This is a genomic window from Citrobacter sp. Cpo074 (genome assembly GCF_030332745.1).
Taxonomy (GTDB): domain Bacteria; phylum Pseudomonadota; class Gammaproteobacteria; order Enterobacterales; family Enterobacteriaceae; genus Citrobacter; species Citrobacter portucalensis.
Window position 1 is genome coordinate 63,043 of record NZ_JAOWHG010000023.1, and the last position, 23,723, is coordinate 86,765.

General features: G+C 52.6%; 22 protein-coding genes. 10 read left to right on the forward strand and 12 right to left on the reverse strand.

The window, feature by feature from the left end; genetic code table 11:
* The first annotated feature begins 222 nt into the window (after positions 1–222).
* Positions 223–618 (forward strand): carnitine metabolism transcriptional regulator CaiF, encoded by a 396-nt coding sequence (caiF, locus tag OGX83_RS01390; RefSeq protein ID WP_003829705.1) that lies wholly within the window; start codon positions 223–225, stop codon positions 616–618.
* Between the two features lie 76 nt (positions 619–694).
* On the opposite strand, the gene caiE is transcribed toward caiF, so the two are convergent.
* The 6 genes from caiE to caiT all read right to left on the reverse strand — a co-directional run bounded on the left by caiE (position 695) and on the right by caiT (position 7,837).
* Positions 695–1,291, reverse strand: coding sequence for a carnitine operon protein CaiE (gene caiE / locus OGX83_RS01395; protein WP_286587248.1), 597 nt, complete (start codon positions 1,289–1,291; stop codon positions 695–697).
* A 55-nt stretch (positions 1,292–1,346) separates the two neighbouring features.
* Positions 1,347–2,132 (reverse strand): crotonobetainyl-CoA hydratase, encoded by a 786-nt coding sequence (caiD, locus tag OGX83_RS01400; protein WP_286587249.1) that lies wholly within the window; start codon positions 2,130–2,132, stop codon positions 1,347–1,349.
* Between the two features lie 54 nt (positions 2,133–2,186).
* Positions 2,187–3,740 (reverse strand): crotonobetaine/carnitine-CoA ligase, encoded by a 1,554-nt coding sequence (caiC, locus tag OGX83_RS01405; protein WP_048227113.1) that lies wholly within the window; start codon positions 3,738–3,740, stop codon positions 2,187–2,189.
* A gap of 61 nt (positions 3,741–3,801) precedes the next feature.
* Positions 3,802–5,019, reverse strand: coding sequence for an L-carnitine CoA-transferase (gene caiB / locus OGX83_RS01410; protein ID WP_003018901.1), 1,218 nt, complete (start codon positions 5,017–5,019; stop codon positions 3,802–3,804).
* Positions 5,020–5,142: 123 nt separating this feature from the next.
* Positions 5,143–6,285, reverse strand: coding sequence for a crotonobetainyl-CoA dehydrogenase (caiA, locus tag OGX83_RS01415; protein ID WP_003018898.1), 1,143 nt, complete (start codon positions 6,283–6,285; stop codon positions 5,143–5,145).
* Between the two features lie 34 nt (positions 6,286–6,319).
* On the reverse strand, positions 6,320–7,837 hold the full coding sequence (caiT, locus tag OGX83_RS01420; RefSeq protein ID WP_279850915.1) for an L-carnitine/gamma-butyrobetaine antiporter: 1,518 nt from the start codon (positions 7,835–7,837) through the stop codon (positions 6,320–6,322).
* Positions 7,838–8,316: 479 nt separating this feature from the next.
* Between caiT and OGX83_RS01425 the strand changes: the two genes are divergently transcribed.
* The 9 genes from OGX83_RS01425 to folA all read left to right on the forward strand — a co-directional run bounded on the left by OGX83_RS01425 (position 8,317) and on the right by folA (position 16,646).
* Positions 8,317–9,087: an electron transfer flavoprotein FixA gene (locus tag OGX83_RS01425; RefSeq protein ID WP_032942343.1), complete on the forward strand. Its 771-nt coding sequence runs from the start codon at positions 8,317–8,319 to the stop codon at positions 9,085–9,087.
* 15 nt (positions 9,088–9,102) lie between these two features.
* The gene (locus tag OGX83_RS01430) at positions 9,103–10,044 is read left to right on the forward strand and encodes an electron transfer flavoprotein subunit alpha/FixB family protein (RefSeq protein ID WP_286587250.1); all 942 of its coding nucleotides are present in this window, start codon (positions 9,103–9,105) and stop codon (positions 10,042–10,044) included.
* Positions 10,045–10,092: 48 nt separating this feature from the next.
* Positions 10,093–11,379, forward strand: a complete 1,287-nt coding sequence (locus OGX83_RS01435; RefSeq protein ID WP_286587251.1) for an FAD-dependent oxidoreductase — start codon at positions 10,093–10,095, stop codon at positions 11,377–11,379.
* Positions 11,376–11,663 (forward strand): ferredoxin-like protein FixX, encoded by a 288-nt coding sequence (gene fixX, locus OGX83_RS01440; RefSeq protein ID WP_000203736.1) that lies wholly within the window; start codon positions 11,376–11,378, stop codon positions 11,661–11,663. Before OGX83_RS01435 ends, fixX begins: the two co-directional genes overlap by 4 nt.
* Positions 11,664–11,810: 147 nt before the next feature.
* Complete coding sequence (locus OGX83_RS01445) at positions 11,811–13,154, forward strand: MFS transporter (RefSeq protein WP_250671374.1); 1,344 nt, start codon at positions 11,811–11,813, stop codon at positions 13,152–13,154.
* A 91-nt stretch (positions 13,155–13,245) separates the two neighbouring features.
* Entirely contained in the window at positions 13,246–13,479 is a 234-nt protein-coding gene (locus OGX83_RS01450; RefSeq protein ID WP_003018880.1) for a YgdI/YgdR family lipoprotein, read from the forward strand.
* Between the two features lie 103 nt (positions 13,480–13,582).
* Positions 13,583–14,113, forward strand: a complete 531-nt coding sequence (kefF, locus tag OGX83_RS01455) for a glutathione-regulated potassium-efflux system oxidoreductase KefF (protein WP_003829618.1) — start codon at positions 13,583–13,585, stop codon at positions 14,111–14,113.
* A complete protein-coding gene (gene kefC, locus OGX83_RS01460; protein ID WP_003829616.1) occupies positions 14,106–15,968 on the forward strand; it encodes a glutathione-regulated potassium-efflux system protein KefC in 1,863 nt (620 codons plus the stop codon). Before kefF ends, kefC begins: the two co-directional genes overlap by 8 nt.
* 198 nt (positions 15,969–16,166) lie before the next feature.
* Complete coding sequence (gene folA, locus OGX83_RS01465; protein ID WP_284880814.1) at positions 16,167–16,646, forward strand: type 3 dihydrofolate reductase; 480 nt, start codon at positions 16,167–16,169, stop codon at positions 16,644–16,646.
* A 90-nt stretch (positions 16,647–16,736) separates the two neighbouring features.
* Here the strand turns inward: folA and apaH are convergent, their stop codons facing one another.
* The 6 genes from apaH to lptD are packed head-to-tail and all read right to left on the reverse strand — an operon-like array spanning position 16,737 to position 23,482.
* On the reverse strand, positions 16,737–17,585 hold the full coding sequence (gene apaH / locus OGX83_RS01470; RefSeq protein ID WP_003829612.1) for a bis(5'-nucleosyl)-tetraphosphatase (symmetrical) ApaH: 849 nt from the start codon (positions 17,583–17,585) through the stop codon (positions 16,737–16,739).
* Between the two features lie 10 nt (positions 17,586–17,595).
* Positions 17,596–17,973: a Co2+/Mg2+ efflux facilitator ApaG/CorD gene (gene apaG, locus OGX83_RS01475; RefSeq protein ID WP_003018867.1), complete on the reverse strand. Its 378-nt coding sequence runs from the start codon at positions 17,971–17,973 to the stop codon at positions 17,596–17,598.
* 2 nt (positions 17,974–17,975) lie between these two features.
* A complete protein-coding gene (rsmA, locus tag OGX83_RS01480; RefSeq protein WP_286587252.1) occupies positions 17,976–18,797 on the reverse strand; it encodes a 16S rRNA (adenine(1518)-N(6)/adenine(1519)-N(6))-dimethyltransferase RsmA in 822 nt (273 codons plus the stop codon).
* Positions 18,790–19,782, reverse strand: coding sequence for a 4-hydroxythreonine-4-phosphate dehydrogenase PdxA (gene pdxA / locus OGX83_RS01485; protein WP_008786171.1), 993 nt, complete (start codon positions 19,780–19,782; stop codon positions 18,790–18,792). The genes rsmA and pdxA overlap by 8 nt, the downstream gene beginning before the upstream one ends.
* Positions 19,782–21,068, reverse strand: coding sequence for a peptidylprolyl isomerase SurA (gene surA, locus OGX83_RS01490; protein ID WP_032942346.1), 1,287 nt, complete (start codon positions 21,066–21,068; stop codon positions 19,782–19,784). Before surA ends, pdxA begins: the two co-directional genes overlap by 1 nt.
* A gap of 53 nt (positions 21,069–21,121) precedes the next feature.
* Positions 21,122–23,482, reverse strand: a complete 2,361-nt coding sequence (lptD, locus tag OGX83_RS01495; RefSeq protein WP_286587253.1) for an LPS assembly protein LptD — start codon at positions 23,480–23,482, stop codon at positions 21,122–21,124.
* Positions 23,483–23,723: the final 241 nt, after the last annotated feature.

Genomic DNA, 23,723 nt, shown 5'->3' on the forward strand with positions numbered 1-23,723 from the left:
AGGGTTTCTGTAAAGAAACCCTTTTTTTGTCTTGCGTAAGGTCATTCCTGGACAAGTCCGTTTCCGTAACCACATTTTCAATGTAATAAGCACGATATTGCTCACACTAATCAACATTCAAGTCGCATACTATCCTTTATATCCACAATTTTAATATGGCTTAGTTTTTATTAATTTGGACAGGCCGTAGCCAGATTTTTAATTTGTGAAAATGGTGTGCTTATGTGTGAAAAATATGTTGAAAGACCGCTTTATTTGTTAATTGCTGACTGGATGATGGCCGAGGATCGTTGGATCACCGCAAAGGAAATTTCCCGCCATTTTGATATCGAGCACTGCAAAGCAATTAATACGCTCTCTTATATTCTGTCGGAAGTGGGAGAAATTGTTTGTGAAGTTAAGATGATCCCTAATCAGATTGCCGGTCGGGGTTGTCAGTGCCAGCGTCTGGTGAAAGTCGTGAGTATTGACTCTCATCTCTACAGCCGACTGAATCACAATTTGCAGGAGAAAAAGGTGAGCATGGCGAAAACGCCACGCCTGTCTGCCGTTCCTCCAACAGAGCTCAACCGTGAGCAGAAATGGCAGATGATGCTCTCCAAGAGTATGCGTCGCTAATAATCAGTTTGCCTGATGGCGGCATAAACGGTGATTGACGCGTAGGCCGGATAAGCGTGAGCGCATCCGGCATCAATTACTGTGATGATTTGGGTTTTACGTCCGTTGTGCCTTTCAGGCGTGGCCGGTTTTCTTCGACCCGCGTTAAGGGCAGTGTTTCGTGTAGACCTGTGTGGCAGCGAGTTGCAAGATCCTGATACTCTTTGGTGTTTAGCCGTTTCCAGTGCAGTTCCTGGTCCGTGACTTCACGCAATACGCGAGCGGGTGAGCCAACCAGCATCTGCCTTGCCTCTCCCTGAAATCCGGCTTTGACGAAGCTCATGGCGGCGACAATGCTCTCTTCGCCAATCGCTGCGCCGTCCATAATGACGCTGTTCATGCCGATCAGCGCATCTCTGCCCACCACGCAACCGTGCAGGATTGCGCCATGGCCGATGTGTCCGTTCTCATGCACGATGGTGTCGGTGTCGCAGTAGCCGTGCATGATGCAGCCATCCTGCAAATTAGAACCAGCCTCCAGGATCAAGCGACCATAGTCACCGCGCAATGACGCGTACGGGCCAATATAAACTCCGGCACCCACTATGACATCGCCAATCAGCACGGCGCTGGGATGGACAAAGGCATCCGGATGTACCACCGGAATCAGGCCCTCAAAGGCGTAGTAGCTCATCGTTTTATCTCGGTTTTATTGCCGGATAAGCGAATCGCTATCCGGCATCGGCTTATTAACGACCTTTCCACACCGGGTCGCGTTTTTCGGCAAACGCCTGCGGACCTTCAAGCGCATCTTCCGAATGCAGTACAGATGGATAGTGCTTCAGCACGCCGCTGCGGATGTAGCGGTAGCCTTCTTCCACCGGCATTTCGCTGGTGGTGCGATAGATCTCTTTCAGTGCGGCGATAGCCAGCGGGGCGCTATTGACCAACTGCTGCGCCAGTTCACGCGCGCTATTCATCAGTTCGCCCTGGCTGACAACGCGGTTGACGATACCCCAACGCAGCGCTTCTTCGGCGCTCATTCGTCTGCCGGTCATCACCATTTCGTTGACGATTGCCGGTGGCAGCAGCTTAGGCAGACGCAGTACGCCGCCGCTGTCAGGCACGATCCCGAGCTTGGCTTCCGGCAGTGCGAAGCTGGCATTTTCCGCGCAGACAATAAAATCCGCCGCCAGCGCCAGCTCAAAACCACCGCCAAACGCATAGCCGTTTACCGCAGCGATGACCGGCTTATCGAGATCGAAAATTTCGGTTAAACCGGCGAAGCCGCCTGGGCCAAAATCGGCATCTGGCGCTTCACCTTCAGCTGCTGCTTTTAAGTCCCAGCCTGCAGAAAAGAATTTCTCACCGCCGCCGGTGATAATCGCTACGCGTAATTCCGGGTCGTTACGAAAATTAAGAAACGCTTCACCCATGGCAAAGCTGGTTTTGGCGTCAATGGCATTGGCTTTAGGCCGGTCGAGGGTAATTTCCAGGATCGAGCCGTTACGGGTCAGATGTAATGAATCACTCATAGTTCATCTCCAGATAAATAGATTTCCCGGCAGGAGGAGTTCCTGTCGGAAGGGTTATTTCAGATTTTTTTTGATTATTTTTCCTGAACAATTGCGCGGCAGGTCGGTTCTTATCTCCATAAAAGAGGGAACCTTGAATTTCGCCATATTGTTTTCGCAGAAGCTGAAGAACTCGGCTTCGCTTAATGTTTCACCTTCATTAAGGACGATAAACGCTTTAATGGCTTCATCACGGATTGAATCTTTAATACCGACAACCACAATGTCCTGAATTTTGGGATGCGCAGAAATAATATTTTCCAGCTCGACGCAGGAGACATTTTCTCCGCCGCGTTTAATCATGTTGCAGCGCCTGTCGACGAAATAAAAATAGCCATCCTCATCCTGATAGCCCGAATCACCGGTATGTAACCAGCCCTCAGGTTCCAGCGCTTTGGCGGTAGCCTCCGGCTGCGCGTAGTACTCTTTGAAGATTGTTTTGCCCGGCACGCCTTTAATACAGATTTCGCCAATTTCTCCGGCGGGCAGGGGACGGTTGTGATCGTCACGGATTTCGGCTTCATAGCTAAATCCCACGCGGCCAATGGAGGGCCAGCGTCGTTTGTCACCGGGACGGTCGCCGATAATACCGACGATGGTTTCAGTCATACCGTAGGAGGTCAGCAGCCTGACGCCAAAGCGTTCGGTAAAATCGTCTTTTTCCTGCTCGGATAAATTGAGGTAGAACATCACTTCGCGCAGGTGATGCTGTCTGTCGGTTGGTGCAGCGGGCTGCACCATTAGCGTTCTGATCATCATCGGAATGCATTCGGTAACCGTCGCCTTATATCTATGCACCTGATTCCAGAACGCCCTGGCACTGTACTTCTCTAGCAGCACAAAGGTGCTGCCAGCGGAGAATGCGGGCATTGCGGCGGTACACTGACAATCGATATGAAACGCGGGCATCACCGTCATGTAGACGTCATCATCGCGCAGGGCGATTTGCCAGGCAGAGTAGTAGCCTGCAAACCGCAGGTTGTAGTGGGTAATTACCACCCCTTTAGGCCGCGAGGTGGTGCCTGAGGTAAACAGAATTTCCGCCGTATCGTCAGTGGATAACGCGGGCGTATAGCACAGCGTGGCGGACTGGCGGGATTGCAGTTGGGTAAAGTGACTCACGCCGTCGTCAGCCGGAAGCTGTTCGCCAATCAGACAGATATGATTAAGCGGGGTGCTATTTTCCAGTCGTATCTGGCGGTACATAGGATAAAACTGGGCGCTGGTGACCAGCAGACTTACCTGGCTGTTTTGCAGGATCCAGGCACTTTCTTCACCCAGCAAGCGGGCATTAATCGGTACCATGATGGCGCCAATTTTTGCCAGCCCAAACCAGCAAAAAATGAATTCCGGACAGTTATCCAGATGCAATGCGACCTTATCGCCCTTGCGGATCCCTAAGGAATGGAACAGGTTTGCCGTGCGGTTAATCTCTTCATTGAGCGAGGCATAGCTAAACTGCCGAACGATTCCTTCGCAGGATTCGAAAATTAACGCCGTTTTATCTCCGTACACCCCGGCCAGGTCGTCCCACATCTGACGTAAGTTTTGTCCGCCAACGATATCCATATTGCTTTATCCACTGAAATCAGGCGTGAGCGCTAACCATCGAGGGGTCAGCGCGTCGCGTTTATTCCTCAACTCTGGCCAGGCCTTTGCCGACCAGCTCATTTATGTCTGCTTCGCTATAACCAATATTTTTCAGAATGGCGGCAGTATCCATGCCATGTGACGGCATGCCACGCCAGATTTTCCCCGGGTTGTTTTTAAATTTCGGCATGATGTTTGGCCCTTTGCAGGTGCGGCCATCCATTGTTTGCCACTGAGTAATAGATTCACGGGCAACGTACTGCGGGTTGCCTTCCAGTTCAGGAATAGTCAGCACCTTCGCGCATGCGATGTTCAGCTCAGCAAAGCGCGCCTGGACTTCGGCGATGGTGTGCGTTGCCAGCCAGGCGTCCAGTTTCTCTTCCACAAGCGGGCCGTAAGGGCATTCCACACGATGGATAAGCTGGGTGCCTTCCGGGACTTCCGGTGTGCCAAGAATGTGGGCGAGGCCAATATCCTTGAAGCATTCGTTGATTTGCGTGATGCCGACCAGCTCCATAACGATATAGCCATCGGCGCATTTATACAGGCCGCAGCCAGCGTAATACGGGTCTTTGCCTTTGGTCATGCGTGGGCAAATTTCGCCGCCGTTGAAGTAATCCATCATGAAATACTGACCCATGCGCAGCATCACTTCGTACATAGCGATATCGATGCTTTCACCTTTACCCGTTTCGCGCACTTTGTGCAGGGCCGCCAGCGCTGCTGTCGTTGCGGTCATCCCGGAGAAGTAATCGGCGGTGTACGGGAAGGCGGGCATTGGCTGATCCACGTCGCCGTTTTGGATCAGATAGCCGCTGAACGCTTGTGCGATGGTGTTATACGCCGGAAGATTGGTGTACTCCTCGGTACCAAACTGGCCGAAGCCGGAAAGGTGGGCGATAACCAGTTTCGGGTTATGTTCCCACAGCACTTCATCGGTAATACCGCGGCGGGCAAAGGCCGGGCCTTTACTGGCTTCAATGAAAATATCGGTGGTTTCCATCAGCTTCAGAAACGCTTCCCGGCCTTCATCTTTGAAAATATTCAGTGACAGGGCGTGCAGGTTACGGCGTGAGAGCTGCGGATAGTTAGGCTGTACGCGAATGGTATCGGCCCATGCGACGTTTTCAATCCAGATAACCTCAGCGCCCCATTCGGCGAACATCTGTCCGGCGAACGGACCGGCAATTTCGATCCCTGAAAAGACAACGCGTACCCCGGAAAGCGGGCCGAAGGCTGGCATTGGTAAATGATTCATCATTTTTCTCCTGGCATTTATGGGTGTCCATGTAGGCCGGATAAGGCGCTCGCGCCGCCATCCGGCATTGATTGCCTGATGGCGACGCTAAGGCGTCTTATCAGGCCTACAGGTTGCGTCGTTCTATCGGTATTGCTTGAGTACCGCACGACCTAACGTCAGGATCTGCATTTCGTCAGAACCACCAGAAACACGGTCAACGCGCAGGTCACGCCAGAAACGCGTGATGCGGTGGTTGCCCGCGATACCAACACCTCCCAGTACCTGCATGGCGGTGTCTACCACTTCAAACGCGGCGTTGGCGCAGAAGTATTTACACATTGCCGCGTCACCAGAAGTAATGGTGCCGTTATCCGCTTTCCATGCGGCTTCCAACAGCATGTTTTTCATGGAGTTCAGTTTGATCGCCATGTGTGCGAACTTCTCCTGGATCAGCTGGAAACGGCCGATCGTTTCGCCAAACTGTACGCGTTGGTTGGCGTAGCGCGCGGCGTCTTCAAAAGCGCACATTGCCGTACCGTAGTTGGTCAGCGCGACGAGGAAGCGTTCATGGTCAAACTCTTCTTTCACACGGTTGAAGCCATTACCTTCCCGACCGAACATGTCTTTCTCGTCCAGTTCAACGTCATCAAAGGTGATTTCACAGCAGCTATCCATGCGCAGACCGAGTTTCTCCAGTTTGTTGACCTTGATACCCGCTTTGCTCATGTCAACAAACCACTCGGTATAAACAGGTTTATCCGGCGATGCACCATCTCTCGCCATCACTACGATGTACGGGGTATAGGCGCTACTGGTGATAAAGCACTTACTGCCATTAAGATAAACCTTACCATTTTTGCGTGTATAAGTGGTTTTCAGACTGCCAACATCCGATCCCGCTCCCGGTTCGGTGATAGCAGAGTTCCACATCTGCTTTCCGGTGCCCTGGAACGCCATGATTTTATCAATTTGCTCCTGAGTCCCTTCACGCAGGAAAGTGTTAAAACCTCCCGGTAATTGGTACAACACGTAAGTCGGTGCGCCAAGACGTCCGAGTTCCATCCAGACGGCGGCAACGGTGACAAAACCGGCTTCCAGGCCGCCGTGTTCTTCTGGGATCAACAGGCTATCGATGCCCATATCCGCCAGCGCTTTTACAAAACGCTCAGGGTAGACGCTGTCGCGATCGCACTCGGCAAAATAAGCTTCCCAGTTCTCACTGGCCATCAGTTCACGAATACCGGCGACAAACAGTTCCTGCTCGTCATTTAAGTTGAAATCCATCTTTCAGCCTCTTGATCAATTGGGTTAATAAGAATTACTTGTCTTTCCAGTGCACTTTGGCGTCTTTAATAAAGGACAGCGTCACCATGATGTTGACGAAGAACAGCGGACATCCCCCGGCGATAATTGCGGTCTGAATGGGCTTCAGCCCACCCAGCGCCAGCAGAACGATGCCGATGACGCCGACCAGAACGGACCAACCGATACGCACCAACAGCGGCGGTTCTTCACCATCACGAACTTCGCGACAGGTGGACATCGCCAGGGTGTAGGAGCAGGCGTTAATCAGCGTGACGGTGGCAATAAAGCAGAGGATAAAGAATCCCCACATGGTGGCGGTGCTGAGCGGTAAAGCAGCCCAGGTTTCGATAATGGCGCGCGCCACGCCGTGTTGTTCAATCAGTTGCGGGATGTTGAGAATGTTTTTATCCATCAGCAGCAGCGTGTTGCTGCCAAGGACGGTCCACAGGATCCAGGTGGAAGCGGTCAGGCCCAGTACCATCCCGAAACACAGTTCACGTACGGTACGACCGCGAGAAATACGTGCCAGGAAGATACTCATCTGGATAGCGTAAATAACCCACCACGCCCAGTAGAAAACAGTCCAGCCCTGCGGGAAGCCGCCTTTGCCGATGGCATCGGTATAGAACAGCATGCGCGGCAGATGCATCAGCAGCATGCCGACCGAGTCGGTGAAGTAGTTCATGATGAAGCTGGCGCCGCTGACGATAAACACCCAGCCGAGCATCAGGAAGCTCAGGTAACTACGTACGTCGCTGGCGATCTTGACCCCTTTTTGCAGGCCGCAGGCCACGCAAATGGCGTTCAATATGATCCAGCAGGTAATGATGATGGCGTCGAGTTGCAGCGTATGCGGAATACCGAACAGCCATTGCATACACTCGGTTACCAGCGGGGTAGCGAGACCGAGGCTGGTGCCCATCGCGAAGATCAGCGCCACCAGATAGAAGTTATCGACGATGGTGCCGAACAAGCCCTTAGCATGCTTCTCGCCAACTAACGGTACCAGCGTGGAACTGGGGCGGATAACGTCCATTTTGCGTACAAAGAAGAAGTAGGCGAACGCGACTGAAAGGAAGCTGTAGGTCGCCCACGGCAGCGGTCCCCAGTGGAACAAGCTGTACGCCAGAGCTATCTCTTTCGCGCCTGTGGAATTTGGTTCCAGACCGAACGGCGGTGTGGAAATATAGTAGTAGATCTCAATAGAGCCCCAGAACAGAACTGCAGCAGATGTACAGGAGGCGAACATCATAAAAATCCAGCTGGCGGTACTAAACTCAGGTTTTTCGTCGCCTAATTTCTTTTTCGAATACGGGCCAAAGACCAACCAGAACCAGCCGAAGAGCATGACGACCATATACCATTCGAATGCCCAACCCCAGACGTTGGTGACATAACTGAATACCGCATTAATAACGACGTTAGCGGCATCAAGATCTCTTACTGTTAACCAACAAAGTATCCCAACAATTATTAATGGCGGAAAAAAAACCTTCGGTTCAATTCCCGACTTTCTCTTTTCATTTTTCATAAGTGAATTCCAGTGTGAAAACGAAATTTATTTAGCGTGCCCGTATGTGATCGTTTGTTTATTTATTATTAATGATTTGTTGATAACTTTTTAACCTCTGGGCGCCTCAGTGAGTAACTCATAATGGGTATTCATTTCCGGCTATTCTGTTATCTGCGTCACACTTTCTTATGCTGGTTATTTTGTCTGAAAATACAAATAATTTCCTTATTAATCATAATGTTGATGTTTCTTTTTTAACTTTTTTAAGTGACTGACGTTCAATATTGTTGAACCAGCAAACAATATTGAAAATTTTCGTATTTGACATGTTTCTTTCAATATTGGTGAGGTGCATAACACTATTGAAAGTTACGAATATCAATGTGTGACATTTTCAATATTGGTGATTAATGTTTTATTTCCGAATTAAAGAGCGTGATATCTGTATTTAACACCGCCGATATAAATACGTTTCCTTCATGATTTCTGGAGATGCAATGAAGATAATTACTTGCTACAAATGCGTACCTGATGAGCAGGATATTGCGATTAATAATGCTGATGGAACACTCGATTTCAGCAAAGCAGATGGCAAAATCAGCCAATATGATCTGAATGCGATCGAAGCGGCTTGCCAGTTAAAACAGCAGGTGGGAGAGGCTCAGGTTGTGGCCATGAGCGTCGGCGGCAAAGCGCTGACCAATGCAAAAGGGCGCAAAGATGTGCTCTCCCGTGGCCCTGATGAACTGATTGTTGTCATTGACGATCAATTTGAACAGGCGCTGCCGCAACAAACCGCCACTGCGCTGGCTGCCGCCGCACAAAAATCAGGTTTTGATCTGCTTATTTGCGGCGACGGTTCTTCCGATCTTTATGCACAGCAGGTTGGTCTGCTGGTGGGCGAAATGCTGAACGTGCCGGCGATTAACGGCGTGAGTAAAATCCTCTCGCTTACCGACAGCACGTTGACGGTAGAGCGTGAACTGGAAGATGAAGTTGAAACGCTAAGCATCCCGCTCCCGGCGGTGATCGCAGTTTCTACGGATATCAACACCCCACAAATCCCTTCCATGAAAGCCATTCTTGGTGCAGCGAAAAAACCGGTCCAGGTCTGGTCGTCTGCGGACATTGGGCTGAACGGCGCGCAAGCGTATTCCGAACAACAGGTTGCCGCACCGAAGCAGCGCGAGCGTCAGCGCGTTGTGATTGAAGGTGACGGTGAAGAACAGATTGCCGCGTTTGTCGAGAATCTTCGCAAAATCATTTAATTATCAGGGGATGTTATGAACAAATTTTCCAGTGTCTGGGTATTCAGCGATACCCCTTCTCGTCTGCCGGAACTGATGAATGGTGCGCAGGCTTTAGGTGAAAACGTTAACACGTTTGTGCTCAGCGATGAGGACAGCGCGGCGGCATGCCATTTAGGCGCAGATCATGTCTGGCTGCTCAGCGGCAAACCAGAAGACCGTATGGTTGAAGACTACGCCGATGCGATGGCCGAAACCATTCGTCAGCACAGCGAGGGCGGCGCGGTGCTGCTGCCGAATACGCGTCGGGGCAAGCTGTTAGCGGCAAAGCTGGGCTTTCGCTTGTCGGCTGCGGTCTCAAACGACGCCAGCGCAGTCGAAGTACAGGACGGAAAAGCGGCGGTCAAACATATGGTCTACGGCGGCCTGGCGATGGGAGCAGAAACAATCGCTTCACTGTTTGCCGTGATCACTCTCAGTAGCGGAACGTTTGACGCGCAGCAACCGGATACTGCCCGCAGCGGCGAGGTGCACACCGTCCAGTGGCAGGCTCCGACTATCGCCGTGACCCGTACGGCAACGCAGGCGCGTCAGAGCAACAGCGTCGATCTCGACAAAGCCCGTCTGGTGGTCAGCGTGGGACGCGGTATTGGTAGCAAAGAAAATATCTCGCTGGCCGAAGCGCTGTGCCAGGCGATTGGCGCTGAGCTGGCCTGTTCCCGTCCAGTGGCGGAAAACGAGAAGTGGATGGAGCACGAACGCTACGTCGGCATTTCCAACCTGATGCTCAAACCAGAACTGTACCTGGGCGTGGGGATCTCCGGGCAGATCCAACATATGGTCGGCGCCAACGGCGCGCAGACGATTTTCGCCATCAACAAAGATAAAAATGCGCCGATCTTCCAGTACGCAGATTTTGGCATCGTTGGCGATGCGCTGAAGATCCTGCCTGCGCTGACGGCTGCTCTGGCGCGTTAAACCATTCGGGCAGGGTGCGAAAGTATCCTGCCACTGACAGGAGTACGTATGTCCGAAGATATCTTTGATGCCATCATCGTGGGTGCAGGTCTGGCCGGTTCGGTTGCGGCGCTGGTGCTGGCTCGGGAAGGTGCACAGGTGCTGGTCATCGAGCGCGGCAATTCTGCTGGCGCGAAGAATGTCACCGGTGGGCGCATGTATGCCCATAGCCTGGAACGCATCATTCCCGGCTTTGCTGAGCAGGCCCCCATTGAACGCATAATCACCCACGAAAAACTCGCCTTTATGACCGATAAAGGGGCGATGACCATCGACTATTGCAATGGTGAAGAGGCTGCATCGTCGCAGGTTTCTTATTCCGTCTTACGCAGCAAATTTGACGCCTGGCTGATGGAGCAGGCCGAGGAGGTGGGAGCCCAGCTTATCACCGGTATTCGGGTGGATAACGTTGTGCAGCGCGAAGGCAAAGTTGTGGGCGTGGAAGCCGACGGCGATATTCTGGAAGCCAAAGTGGTGATCCTCGCTGACGGGGTGAATTCTTTGTTGGCAGAAAAACTGGGCATGGCAAAGCGCGTTGAGGCATCGCATGTTGCCGTTGGCGTAAAAGAGCTGATCGAATTGCCAAAATCGGTGATTGAAGATCGTTTCCAGTTACAGGGGAACGAAGGTGCAGCTTGCCTGTTTGCCGGTTCTCCAACTGATGGGTTGATGGGCGGGGGCTTCCTCTATACTAATGAAACGACCCTTTCTCTGGGGCTGGTCTGCGGTCTTCATCATCTGAAAGATGCTAAAAAATCGGTCCCACAAATGCTGGAAGATTTCAAACAGCATCCGGCGGTTGCCCCATTGATCGCCGGTGGCAAGCTGGTGGAATATGCCGCGCACGTCGTACCGGAGGCCGGTATGAATATGCAGCCTGAACTGGTGGGTGACGGTGTGCTGATTGCCGGTGATGCTGCCGGAATGTGTATGAACCTCGGCTTTACCATCCGCGGTATGGATCTCGCCATATCCGCAGGCGAAGCGGCCGCGAAAACGGTGCTTTCCGCGATGAAGCGCGACGACTTCAGCAAGCAGTCGCTGGGCGAATACCGTCAGCATCTCGATGATGGTCCAATGCGCGATATGCGCATGTATCAGAAGCTTCCCGCTTTCCTAGATAACCCACGCATGTTTACCGCCTATCCCGAAATGGCGGTCAGCATCGCGCGCGACCTGTTCACCGTAGATGGCTCTGCTCCGGTGCCAATGCGCAAAAAAATCCTGCGTCATGCGAAGAAAGTGGGCTTCATCAACCTGATGAAAGATGGCCTGAAAGGAGTGACCGTATTATGACATCTCCCGTCAATGTGGACGTCAAACTGGGCGTCAATAAGTTCAATGTGGATGAAGACAGCCCGCACATCATTCTCAAAACCGATCCTGATAAACAGGCGCTGGAAGTACTGATTAAGGCCTGTCCGGCCGGACTGTATAAAAAACAGGACGACGGCAGCGTCCGTTTTGATTACGCCGGATGCCTGGAGTGCGGAACGTGCCGCATTCTCGGACTTGATACAGCGCTCGAAAAGTGGGAATACCCGCGCGGGACATTTGGCGTGGAGTTTCGCTACGGCTAATAAGTATGAGGTTGTGCACCCGTAGGTCGGATAAGACGCGGTAGCGTCGCCATCCGGCAATCATGTGGCGCCAATGCCGGATGGCGGCGTAAACGCCTTATCCGGCCTACAGATGACGCTTTGCCCGTATTGAAACAGGAAGTCGCTATGCAGCAGCCCAGGAACTTTGATGACATCAAATTTACCTCTATTCACCGCCGGATAATGCTGTGGGGAAGCGGTGGGCCATTTCTGGATGGTTATGTGCTGGTGATGATTGGCGTGGCGCTGGAACAGCTCACGCCAGCGTTGAAACTGGACGCACAGTGGATTGGTCTACTGGGGGCTGGCACGCTCGCCGGTCTGTTTGTGGGGACGTCGCTGTTTGGCTACATTTCCGATAAGGTCGGGCGGCGCAAAATGTTTATCATCGATATTATTGCCATTGGCGTGATATCGGCGGCAACCATGTTTGTTTCCTCGCCCATTGAGCTGTTGGTAATGCGTGTGCTGATCGGTATTGTGATTGGTGCCGATTATCCGATTGCTACCTCGATGATTACCGAGTTCTCCAATACCCGCCAGCGCGCTTTCTCCATCGGTTTTATCGCCGCGATGTGGTATGTCGGCGCCACCTGTGCCGATCTGGTCGGTTACTGGCTGTATGATGTTGAAGGAGGATGGCGCTGGATGCTGGGCAGCGCGGTGATCCCTTGTATTTTGATCCTGATTGGGCGCTTCGATCTTCCTGAATCGCCGCGCTGGCTGCTGCGTAAAGGTCGGGTGAAAGAGTGTGAAGCGATGATGATCAAACTGTTCGGCGAACCGGTGGTGTTCGACGAAGAGGCGCCGCAGGAGACGCGCTTCCTGCAGCTGTTTAACCGCCGTCATTTCCCGTTTGTCCTGTTTGTCGCCGCTATCTGGACCTGTCAGGTGATCCCGATGTTCGCCATTTATACCTTTGGTCCGCAGATTGTTGGACTGTTGGGGCTTGGTGCCGGGAAAAGCGCGGCGTTGGGCAATGTGGTGATAAGCCTGTGCTTTATGCTGGGGTGCATTCCGCCCATGTTCTGGCTCAATAGTGCGGGCCGTCGGCCATTGTTAATTGGCAGCTTTATTATGATGACGCTGGCGCTGGCCGTGCTGGGGTTAATTCCTGATATGGGAGCGTGGCTGGTGGTGCTGGCGTTTGCCGTGTACGCCTTTTTCTCGGGGGGACCGGGAAATCTTCAGTGGCTGTACCCAAATGAACTGTTCCCTACTGACATTCGCGCATCTGCCGTCGGGGTGATTATGTCCTTAAGCCGCATCGGCACCATTGTTTCAACATGGGCGCTGCCGGTGTTCATTACCAAATACGGGATCAGCAATGTCATGCTGATGGGCGCAGGAATTTCGCTGATTGGCCTGCTTGTGTCCATCGCTTTCGCCCCGGAAACGCGAGGTCTGACGCTGGCGCAAACCAGTCAAATGACGATTCGCAGTAAGCCCGTGGCCAGGGCGAGTTATTAGGAGTGTTCTGTATTTTCCCTGCAACTCAGTCAGTTAGCCTACAGTTAACTGGGTATATCACTGAAAACAACTGAAAAGCAGGGAGAACACCATGCAAAAACATATCCTGATCACCTCAATTTTTACCGCAGCAGCACTGTTTACCGTGGCCGGTTGTTCCTCAAACCAGGCGGTTAAAACCACCGATGGCAAAACAATCGTCACTGACGGCAAACCGCAAGTCGATGATGATACTGGCCTGGTGTCGTATAAAAATGCGCAAACGGGTAAGACGGAACAGATTAACCGCGATCAGGTTAAAGATATGAGTGAACTGGATAACTAGTTCAGTTTTCTCCATTCAGCCACTCAATAATATTGACTGTTAGCCTGTGGATTAAGTGACTAAACTCACTGTTATTACAATAATGCAGTGAAACAGGCTAATCATGATCCTCATCATTTATGCGCATCCCTATCCGCAGCATTCGCATGCGAATAAGCGGATGCTTGAACAGGCAAGGACGCTGGAGGGCGTGGAGATCCGCTCGCTCTACCAGCTCTACCCCGACTTCAATATCGATATTGCCGCTGAACAGGATGCGCTGGCACGCGCTGATTTGATCATCTGGCAGCATCCGATGCAGTGGTACAGCACACCTCCATTACTCAAGCTGTGGATGGATAAAGTCCTTTCGCACGGCTGGGCGTATGGCCATGGCGGTACTGCGCTGCACGGTAAACATCTGCTGTGGGCGGTGACGACCGGCGGCGGTGAAAACCACTTCGATATTGGCTCCCATCCCGGATTTGATGTGCTTTCTCAACCCTTACAGGCGACGGCACTTTATTGTGGCCTCAAATGGCTACCGCCGTTTGCGATGCACTGTACGTTTATCTGTGATGATGAAACCCTGCAAGCGCAGGCGCGTCACTACAAACAGCGTCTGATGGAATGGCAGGAGGCACACCATGGATAGCCATACGCTGATACAGGCGCTGATTTATCTCGGATCGGCGGCACTGATTGTCCCCATCGCCGTACGGCTGGGACTCGGGTCGGTACTGGGGTATCTCATCGCCGGGTGCATTATCGGCCCATGGGGCCTGAGGCTGGTGACGGACGCCGAATCCATCCTGCATTTTGCGGAGATCGGTGTGGTGCTGATGCTGTTTGTCATTGGTCTGGAGCTGGATCCGCAACGTTTGTGGAAACTGCGAGCCTCGGTGTTCGGCGGCGGCGCATTGCAAATGGTGGTCTGCGGAGGCCTGATTGGTGTGTTCTGTATGTTCCTCGGCCTGCGCTGGCAGGTAGCGGAGCTGATCGGCATGACGCTGGCGCTTTCCTCTACGGCTATCGCTATGCAGGCAATGAATGAACGCAACCTGATGGTGTCGCAAATGGGCCGCAGCGCGTTTGCCGTGCTGCTGTTCCAGGATATCGCTGCTATTCCACTGGTGGCGATGATCCCATTACTGGCAGCGAGTGGCGCATCAACAACGCTTGGGGCGTTTGCATTGTCTGCCCTTAAGGTAGCGGGCGCACTGGTGCTGGTGGTGCTGTTAGGTCGTTATGTCACACGTCCTGCCTTGCGTTTTGTCGCCCGTTCGGGCCTGCGGGAAGTGTTCAGTGCCGTTGCGCTGTTCCTCGTGTTTGGCTTCGGTCTGCTGTTGGAAGAGGTTGGATTGTCGATGGCGATGGGGGCATTCCTGGCCGGGGTGCTGCTGGCAAGCTCTGAGTATCGTCACGCGTTGGAAAGCGACATTGAACCATTTAAAGGACTGCTGCTGGGGCTGTTTTTCATCGGTGTAGGGATGTCTATCGACTTTGGTACGCTGATTGATAATCCCTTGCGCATTATCATTCTACTGGTCGGTTTCCTGGTTATCAAAACCGTCATGCTGTGGTTGATAGCGAAACCGTTGCAGGTGCCGAACAAGCAGCGTCGCTGGTTTGCCGTATTATTAGGGCAGGGCAGTGAGTTTGCCTTTGTGGTGTTTGGCGCGGCGCAAATGGCAAATGTGCTCGATCCTGACTGGGCGAAATCGCTGACGCTGGCGGTGGCGTTGTCGATGGCGGCTACACCGATTTTGCTGGTGATTTTGACGCGTCTGGAAAAATCGGCGACTGAAGAAGAGCGCGAAGCAGATGAAATCGATGAGGAGCAACCGCGGGTGATCATCGCCGGGTTTGGGCGATTTGGCCAGATAACCGGTCGTTTGCTGTTGTCGAGCGGGGTCAAAATGGTGGTTCTTGATCATGACCCGGACCATATCGAAACGCTGCGTAAATTCGGGATGAAGGTTTTCTATGGCGACGCGACCCGGATGGATCTGCTGGAGTCTGCCGGGGCGGCGAAAGCTGAAGTTATTATTAATGCCATTGACGATCCGCAAACCAGCCTGCAATTAACCGAAATGGTGAAAGAGCATTTCCCGCATCTGCAAATTATTGCTCGTGCGCGCGACGTGGACCATTACATCCGCCTGCGCCAGGCGGGCGTGGATATGCCGGAACGTGAAACCTTTGAAGGTGCACTGAAGACCGGACGTCTGGCACTGGAAGGTCTCGGGCTAGGGCGCTATGAGGCACGTGAGCGGGCTGACGTATTCCGCCGATTCAATACCATGATGGTAGAGGAGATGGTGAAAGGGGAAAATGACGCGACTTCCCGCGCGGCCGTTTATAAACGCACCAGCGCAATGCTGAGTGAAATTATTGCGGAAGATCGTCAGCACTTATCGTTAATTCAACGCCATGGCTGGCAAGGCACGGATGAAGGTAAGCATACGGGCGACGTCGCCGATGAGCCGGAAGTGAAACCGTCAGCATAGGGTAAAAAATGTGATGTTCTGCAAACTTTACTGCTAATTGGCTGTTTTTGAACTACTGTAATGCTGGCGTACCACCTTAAATAGGTCGGTTCGCCAGCAGAACGGAAAATTTTCCTGTTCATCCTCTTTCCGCCAGTCGACGAAAGATTGCGCTTTCCGTATAGTGGCGACAATTTTTTTGTATCCGGGAAATATTCAATGATCAGTCTGATTGCGGCGTTAGCGGTAGATCGCGTCATCGGTATGGAGAACGCCATGCCGTGGAACCTCCCTGCCGATCTCGCCTGGTTTAAACGTAATACCTTAAACAAGCCGGTTGTCATGGGACGCCATACCTGGGAATCCATCGGGCGACCGTTACCTGGGCGTAAAAATATCGTCATCAGCAGTAAGCCTGGCACCGACGATCGCGTGCAGTGGGTGAAGTCTGTGGATGAAGCAATTGCGGCCTGCGGCGATGAACCTGAAATTATGGTAATTGGCGGTGGGCGTGTGTATGAGCAGTTCCTGCCAAGAGCGCAGAAACTGTATCTGACGCACATTGATGCGGAAGTGGAAGGGGATACGCATTTCCCGGACTACGAACCGGATGACTGGGAATCGGTGTTCAGTGAATTCCACGATGCCGACGCGCAAAACTCTCACAGCTACTGCTTCGAGATTCTGGAACGTCGTTAATACTGTAAGTGCCGGATGGCGGCGAAACGCCTTATCATCCAGCTAATGTAGGCCGGATAAGGTGCGAGCACCGCATCCGGCAAACGACTATCAGGCGTTGACCGCTTCGCCAGGATCCAGATTCAGATGGCGATTTGACGGCTGCACGAAGTACTGTTTGTCTTCCCAGCGCAGACAGGTGAGATCCCCTCCCCAGCAACACCCCGTATCCAGCGCGTAAATACCTTCTGGCGTGCCTTTACCCTCCAGCGATGCCCAGTGCCCGAATGCAATGCTGTATGCTTCACTGACAGGTCCAGGAATGGCAAACCAGGGCTTCAGCGGGGCAGGTGCGTCTTCTGGTGACTCTTTGCTGTACATATCCAACTGACCGTTAGGGAAGCAGTAACGCATGCGGGTAAAGGCGTTGGTAATAAAACGCAGGCGCGCCAGCCCGGTCAGTTCCGGGGTCCAGTTATTGGGCATGTCGCCGTACATCGCATCAAGGAAGAAGGGATACGAGTCACTCGACAGCACGGCTTCAACATCGCGAGCACAGTCTTTTGCCGTCTGCAGGTCCCACTGTGGGGTGATACCGGCATGCGCCATCACCAGCTTCTTCTCTTCGTCTACCTGCAACAGCGGTTGACGGCGGAGCCAGTTAAGTAATTCGTCGGCATCCGGTGCTTCGAGCAGCGATGTGACCCTGTCTTTAGGTTTATTACGACTGATACCAGCAAATACGGCCAGCAGGTGTAAATCGTGATTACCCAATACTAACCGCACGCTGTCGCCCAGTGATTTCACGTAGCGCAAAACGTCCAGCGAGCCCGGTCCACGAGCGACCAGATCGCCGGTGAGCCATAGGGTGTCTTTTTCGGAATTAAAGTCTACCTGATGCAGCAAGGCTACCAGTTCATCGTAACAACCGTGAACGTCGCCAATAAGGTATGTCGCCATAGTTATTGTTTTAATGAATGAGTGTTGGAACGGCGAGTCGGAATACGGGAATATCGATGGTAAAGGCGATGCCTTGTTCATCGATCATTTCGTAATGACCCTGCATGGTGCCCAGCGGTGTTTCAATCACCGCACCGCTGGTGTACTGGTACTCTTCGCCGGGTTCGATGTGGGGCTGGACGCCAACCACGCCTTCACCCTGAACTTCGGTTTCGCGGCCATGACCATTAGTGATCAACCAATAACGCCCCAACAGCTGCACAGGCGCTCGCCCCAAATTGCGGATAGTTACGGTGTAAGCAAAAACGTAACGTTCATCATCAGGTGAGGATTGCGCCTCAATGTAGACGCTTTGTACCTGAATACACACTCGGGGCGAATTGATCATGTTTAACTCTCCTTCGATGGCGCGTTTTCTGACAGATAGTTAGCCATCCGGCAGTATTGCGCGACAGAGATATTTTCCGCTCGCATCGCCGGATCAATGCCCAGCTCTGTCAGTACTTCAACGCTAAACAGGTTGCCGAGACTGTTACGTACTGTTTTACGGCGCTGATTAAACGCTTCGGTGGTAATACGGCTCAGCACACGAACATCTTTAACCGGGTACGGCATCGTCGTATGAGGGATCAGACGCACAACGGCTGAATCAACTTTAGGCGCTGGCGTAAATGCGGAAGGCGGTACTTCAAGTACCGGGATCACATTGCAGTAATACTGTGCCATGACGCTTAATCGACCATACGCTTTACTGTTTGGCCCTGCAACCAGACGATTCACCACCTCTTTTTGCAACATGAAATGCATGTCGGCAATGGCATCAGTATAGGAAAAAAGATGGAACATGAGCGGCGTGGAGATGTTGTACGGCAGGTTGCCGAATACGCGCAGCGGCTGTCCCATCGTTTGTGCCAGTTCGCCGAAGTTCATGGTCATGGCATCTTGCTGATAAATCGTCAGCTTAGGCCCTAAAAACGGGTGTGTCTGTAGGCGTGCTGCCAGATCGCGGTCGAGTTCAATGACCGTGAGCTTGTCCAGACGTTCGCCTACTGGTTCGGTCAATGCCGCCAGGCCCGGGCCGATTTCTACCATAGCCTGACCTTTCTGCGGGTTGATAGCAGAGACAATACTTTCGATCACAAACTGATCGTTGAGGAAGTTCTGCCCGAAACGTTTACGGGCTAAATGGCCCTGATGGACTCGATTATTCATTGGTATTAACAATCATTTTGATGGCGAGATTAAGCGCCGTAATAAAACTGCCGACATCTGCTTGTCCACGGCCCGCGAGTTCAAGTGCGGTGCCGTGATCGACGGATGTGCGAATAAAGGGCAGGCCCAGCGTGATATTCACACCGCGACCAAATCCCTGGTATTTTAGCACGGGGAGACCCTGATCGTGGTACATTGCCAGCACGGCATCCGCGTGGTCGAGATATTTGGGCTGAAACAGCGTATCTGCGGGCAGCGGACCGTTTAATTTCATTCCCTGCGCACGCAGTTCATCGAGTACCGGAATGATGGTATCTATCTCTTCCGTTCCCATATGACCGCCTTCACCAGCATGCGGGTTAAGACCGCACACCAGAATATGCGGATCGGCAATGCCGAACTTGGTGCGTAAATCATGATGCAAAATGCCGATCACTTCCTGAAGCAGGGCGGGCGTAATGGCGTCGGCAACGGCTCTGAGCGGCAAATGCGTGGTTGCCAGGGCAACGCGCAGCTCTTCGGTCGCCAGCATCATAACAACTTTCTTTGCCTGTGAGCGCTCTTCAAAAAACTCGGTATGTCCGGTAAACGGGACGCCAGCGTCATTGATAACGCCCTTGTGAACCGGGCCGGTGATCAGCGCCGCAAACTCACCTTGCAGACAACCATCGCAGGCGCGAGCCAGCGTATCCACCACATATTGCCCGTTTTCTACCGCCAACTGACCCGCGACAACAGGTGCCCGCAGCGCAATCGGTAACAGCGTCAATGTGCCTGCTGATTGCGGTTTGGCTGGGGTATCTGGAGAGTAGGGGAGGAGTGAAAGCGGTAACCCGAGCATCGCTGCCCGGTCATTGAGGAGTGCTGCATCCGCACAGACAACAAGTTCTACAGGCCAATCGCGCTGGGCGAGCTGAACCACCAGGTCCGGGCCAATCCCGGCGGGTTCGCCGGGAGTGATAACAACGCGTTGAGCACGAGTCATTAGTTGCTCAGAACTTTAACGTAAGCGCTGGCGCGCTGTTCCTGCATCCAGGTTGCTGCTTCTTCCGAGAATTTACGGTTCATCAGCATACGGTAAGCTCTGTCTTTCTGCGCTGCGTCAGTTTTATCAACGTTACGCGTATCCAGCAGTTCGATCAGATGCCAACCGAAAGAGGAGTGCACCGGGGCGCTCATCTGGCCTTTGTTAAGTTTGGTCAGCGCATCGCGGAAAGCAGGGTCGAAAATATCCGCAGCAGCCCAGCCCAGATCGCCGCCCTGGTTGGCAGAGCCTGGATCCTGAGAAAACTCTTTAGCGGCTGCCGCGAAGGTCGTTTTACCGCTCTTAATATCTGCCGCGATTTGTTCCAGCTTCAGACGCGCCTGCTGATCGGTCATGATCGGCGACGGCTTAAGCAGAATGTGGCGAGCATGAACTTCAGTCACGGAGATGCTCTGGCTTTGGCCACGCATATCGTTGACTTTCAGGATGTGGAAGCCGACACCGGAACGAATTGGACCAATGATATCGCCTTTTTTCGCAGTGCTTAACGCTTGGGCAAAGATACCCGGCAGCTCCTGAATACGTCCCCACCCCATCTGGCCGCCTTTCAGCGCCTGCTGGTCAGCGGAATAAGTAATAGCCAGTTTGCCGAAATCACTACCGTTACGCGCTTCATCAACAACAGAGCGCGCCTGGCTTTCAGCCGCGTTAACCTGGTCGGACGTTGGGTTTTCCGGTAATGGGATCAGAATGTGGCTCAGGTTCAGCTCGGTGCTGGCATCGTTTTGGTTGCCCACCTGTTGCGCCAGGGCATCTACTTCCTGAGGCAGGATGGTGATGCGACGGCGAACTTCGTTGTTACGCACTTCAGAGATGGTCATCTCTTTGCGGATCTGGCTACGATAGGTTGAATAGCTTAAGCCATCCTGTGCCAGGCGGCTGCGCATCTGATCCAGCGTCATGTTGTTCTGCTTGGCGATGTTGGCAATAGCCTGATCCAACTGCTCGTCAGAGATTTTCACCCCCATCTTCTGACCCATTTGCAGGAGGATTTGATCCATGATCAAACGTTCCAGGATCTGATGACGCAGCGTAGCGTCATCCGGTAATTGCTGACCTGCCTGACCTGCATTCAGTTTTACTGACTGCATTAAGCCATCGACGTCGCTTTCCAGAACGACGCCGTTATTGACGACGGCTGCAACTTTATCGACTACCTGTGGGGCAGCGAAACTGGTATTCGCGATCATGGCGATACCGAGAAGCAGCGTTTTCCAGTTCTTCATACTTTTTCCATTTCAATTAACCGCAATGCGGATTACGTTGTAAATCAATCAGATCATAAAGAGCTTTGATACGGCAAAATGTTCGAACGCAGCATTTGGTTGGTGCCGAGACCGTAGTTGGAGCTCAGACCGCGCAGTTCGATATTAAAGCCGATCGTGTTGTCATAAATCGCGTGTTGCTGGGTATTATCCCAACCGTTCAGCTTACGTTCGTAGCCAAAGCGAATGGCGTAACAGCAGGAGTTGTACTGTAAGCCCAGCATTGAATCTGCTTCTTTGTTCACGTTGGTATCGAAGTAGTAAGCGCCAACAATCGACCAACGCTCAGCAATTGGGAAGCTTGCCACCGCGCCCACCTGCGAAATCCCGTTTTTATACTGATCTGCCGTAGAGTAGTAAGACGGTAGAGTCGCCTGGATATATTCCGGGCTGGCGTAACGGTAATTCAACTGCAGCATCCGGTTTTCATCGCGACGGTATTCGATACTGCTGCTGCTGTTGGCGATACTATCCAGACGCGTGTCGTACTGGATCCCACTGCGTAAACCCCAGCGATCGGAGATACGCCAGTAGGTGTCGCCCGCCCATACCAGTGAACCCGTTTTGTCGTCATTCTCCCATTTAATGTTGTCATCGCCGGTGCGAGACTCGGTGAAATAGTAGATTTGACCCACAGAAATATTAAAACGTTCAACGGCAGCGTCATCATAAACGCGAGATGTGACCCCGGTCGTCACCTGGTTGGCAGAAGCAATACGGTCCAGACCGCCATAAGTACGGTCACGGAACAGGCCGCTGTAGTCAGATTGCAGCAAGGATGAGTCATAGTTATAGATATGACTTTGGTCGCGATACGGTACGTACAGGTACTGCGCGCGTGGCTCCAGCGTCTGGGTATAGCCCGGTGCCAGCATTTGCATGTCGCGCTCGAATACCATTTTGCCGTCAACTTTAAACTGCGGCATGACGCGGTTGGCTGACTCGTCGAGCTTGTTAACGTTACTCGGGTTGTTGTTGTACCAATCCAGATTGGTCTGCTGATAGTGCGTTGCCAGCAGCTTCGCTTCGGTATTGATACTGCCCCAGTTATTCGACAACGGCAGATTGATCGTTGGTTCCAGGTGAACACGCGTTGCTTCCGGCATGTTGTCATTGGTATTGACGAAATGGACCGCCTGGCCATAAATACGGGTATCAAACGGACCAACGTCGTTTTGGTAGTAGTTGACGTCTAACTGCGGCTGCGCAGAGTAGCTATTACTGTTTTGTGCGTCGAAGACCTGGAACTGCTTGGTCGATACCGTAGCGTCAAAGTTTTGTACCGCGTAGCCGACGCTGAATTTCTGCGTGGCGTAGCCGTCGGTACTGGAACCGTATTTATTATCGAAATCGTTAAAGTAGCTGGTGTCGCTGACCTTGGTGTAGTCGACGTTGAAACGCCACACCTGGTCCAGTACACCGGCGTGCTGCCAGTAGAACAGCCAGCGACGTGAATTGTCATCCTTCGGATGTTCGTCCTCGTACACTTTATCGGAATTCAGATAGTCGAACTCCATCAAGCCCGCACCCGCCTGGGTGAGGTAGCGGAATTCGTTCTCCCACATGATCCCGCCACGACGGTGCATATAATGTGGCGTGATGGTGGCGTCCATATTGGGCGCAATGTTCCAGTAATACGGGAGGTAGAACTCAAAATAGTTATTGGTGGAATATTTTGCGTTCGGGATCAGGAAACCGGAACGGCGCTTATCGCCGACGGGTAACTGTAAATAAGGACTGTAAAAGACCGGAACCGGACCCAGTTTAAAACGGGCGTTCCAGATCTCTGCGACCTGTTCTTCACGGTCGTGGATAACTTCGCTACCGACGACGCTCCAGGTATCGGAACCTGGCAGACAGGAGGTAAAGCTACCGTTTTCCAGAATGGTATAACGGTTTTCCCCACGCTGTTTCATCAGGTCGGCTTTCCCGCGCCCCTGACGGCCGACCATCTGGTAATCACCTTCCCAGATGTTGGTATCTTTGGTATTCAGATTGGACCAGCCCTTCGGCCCCTTTAGAATAACCTGATTGTCGTCATAATGGACATTGCCCAACGCATCGACGGTACGTATTGGCTCCGGCTGGCCTTCAGCCTGCTTCTGATGAAGCTGTACTTCGTCGGCCTGCAGGCGGCTGTTACCCTGTGCGATATCCACGTTGCCGGTAAACACCGCGTCATCGGGATAATTCCCTTTTGCGTTGTCGGCATTGATGGTGACGGGTAACTCATTAGTCTCGCCCTGTACCAGAGGACGGTCATAGCTCGGCACGCCCAGCATACACTGTGAGGCGAGATCGGCTGCCAGGCCCTGATGGCTATAGAGGGCGCTGGCAATCATGGTGGCCAGAAGAGTGGGAATACGTTTTTTCATACGTTGTATTTATTGTTCCATCATCAGTAGCGTCGCGCGTGACAAACGGTCACAGCCTAACTTATCTCATCTTCACTTCGCTAGTATTAATCCTGCCCATTTTATACCCGCCACCTTTCAAGCTGCATCTTCGTTGTCTTCCTCGTTCACCCCCGTCACTTACATGGGTAAGCTCCAGGGGACTCACTACGTTGCCGCCTTGCTGCAACTCGAAATCCAACGGGTATAGCGTTTGTGGTGT

Coding starts and splice junctions, on each gene's coding strand:
- fixX (WP_000203736.1), top strand. CDS start 11,376: ATGACATCTCCCGTCAATGTGGACGTCAAACTGGGCGTCAATAAGTTC.
- kefC (WP_003829616.1), top strand. CDS start 14,106: ATGGATAGCCATACGCTGATACAGGCGCTGATTTATCTCGGATCGGCG.
- OGX83_RS01445 (WP_250671374.1), top strand. CDS start 11,811: ATGCAGCAGCCCAGGAACTTTGATGACATCAAATTTACCTCTATTCAC.
- folA (WP_284880814.1), top strand. CDS start 16,167: ATGATCAGTCTGATTGCGGCGTTAGCGGTAGATCGCGTCATCGGTATG.
- lptD (WP_286587253.1), bottom strand. CDS start 23,482: ATGAAAAAACGTATTCCCACTCTTCTGGCCACCATGATTGCCAGCGCC.
- caiA (WP_003018898.1), bottom strand. CDS start 6,285: ATGGATTTCAACTTAAATGACGAGCAGGAACTGTTTGTCGCCGGTATT.
- apaG (WP_003018867.1), bottom strand. CDS start 17,973: ATGATCAATTCGCCCCGAGTGTGTATTCAGGTACAAAGCGTCTACATT.
- caiC (WP_048227113.1), bottom strand. CDS start 3,740: ATGGATATCGTTGGCGGACAAAACTTACGTCAGATGTGGGACGACCTG.
- kefF (WP_003829618.1), top strand. CDS start 13,583: ATGATCCTCATCATTTATGCGCATCCCTATCCGCAGCATTCGCATGCG.
- caiE (WP_286587248.1), bottom strand. CDS start 1,291: ATGAGCTACTACGCCTTTGAGGGCCTGATTCCGGTGGTACATCCGGAT.
- caiT (WP_279850915.1), bottom strand. CDS start 7,837: ATGAAAAATGAAAAGAGAAAGTCGGGAATTGAACCGAAGGTTTTTTTT.
- caiF (WP_003829705.1), top strand. CDS start 223: ATGTGTGAAAAATATGTTGAAAGACCGCTTTATTTGTTAATTGCTGAC.
- OGX83_RS01425 (WP_032942343.1), top strand. CDS start 8,317: ATGAAGATAATTACTTGCTACAAATGCGTACCTGATGAGCAGGATATT.
- OGX83_RS01435 (WP_286587251.1), top strand. CDS start 10,093: ATGTCCGAAGATATCTTTGATGCCATCATCGTGGGTGCAGGTCTGGCC.
- caiD (WP_286587249.1), bottom strand. CDS start 2,132: ATGAGTGATTCATTACATCTGACCCGTAACGGCTCGATCCTGGAAATT.
- caiB (WP_003018901.1), bottom strand. CDS start 5,019: ATGAATCATTTACCAATGCCAGCCTTCGGCCCGCTTTCCGGGGTACGC.
- apaH (WP_003829612.1), bottom strand. CDS start 17,585: ATGGCGACATACCTTATTGGCGACGTTCACGGTTGTTACGATGAACTG.
- OGX83_RS01450 (WP_003018880.1), top strand. CDS start 13,246: ATGCAAAAACATATCCTGATCACCTCAATTTTTACCGCAGCAGCACTG.
- rsmA (WP_286587252.1), bottom strand. CDS start 18,797: ATGAATAATCGAGTCCATCAGGGCCATTTAGCCCGTAAACGTTTCGGG.
- pdxA (WP_008786171.1), bottom strand. CDS start 19,782: ATGACTCGTGCTCAACGCGTTGTTATCACTCCCGGCGAACCCGCCGGG.
- surA (WP_032942346.1), bottom strand. CDS start 21,068: ATGAAGAACTGGAAAACGCTGCTTCTCGGTATCGCCATGATCGCGAAT.
- OGX83_RS01430 (WP_286587250.1), top strand. CDS start 9,103: ATGAACAAATTTTCCAGTGTCTGGGTATTCAGCGATACCCCTTCTCGT.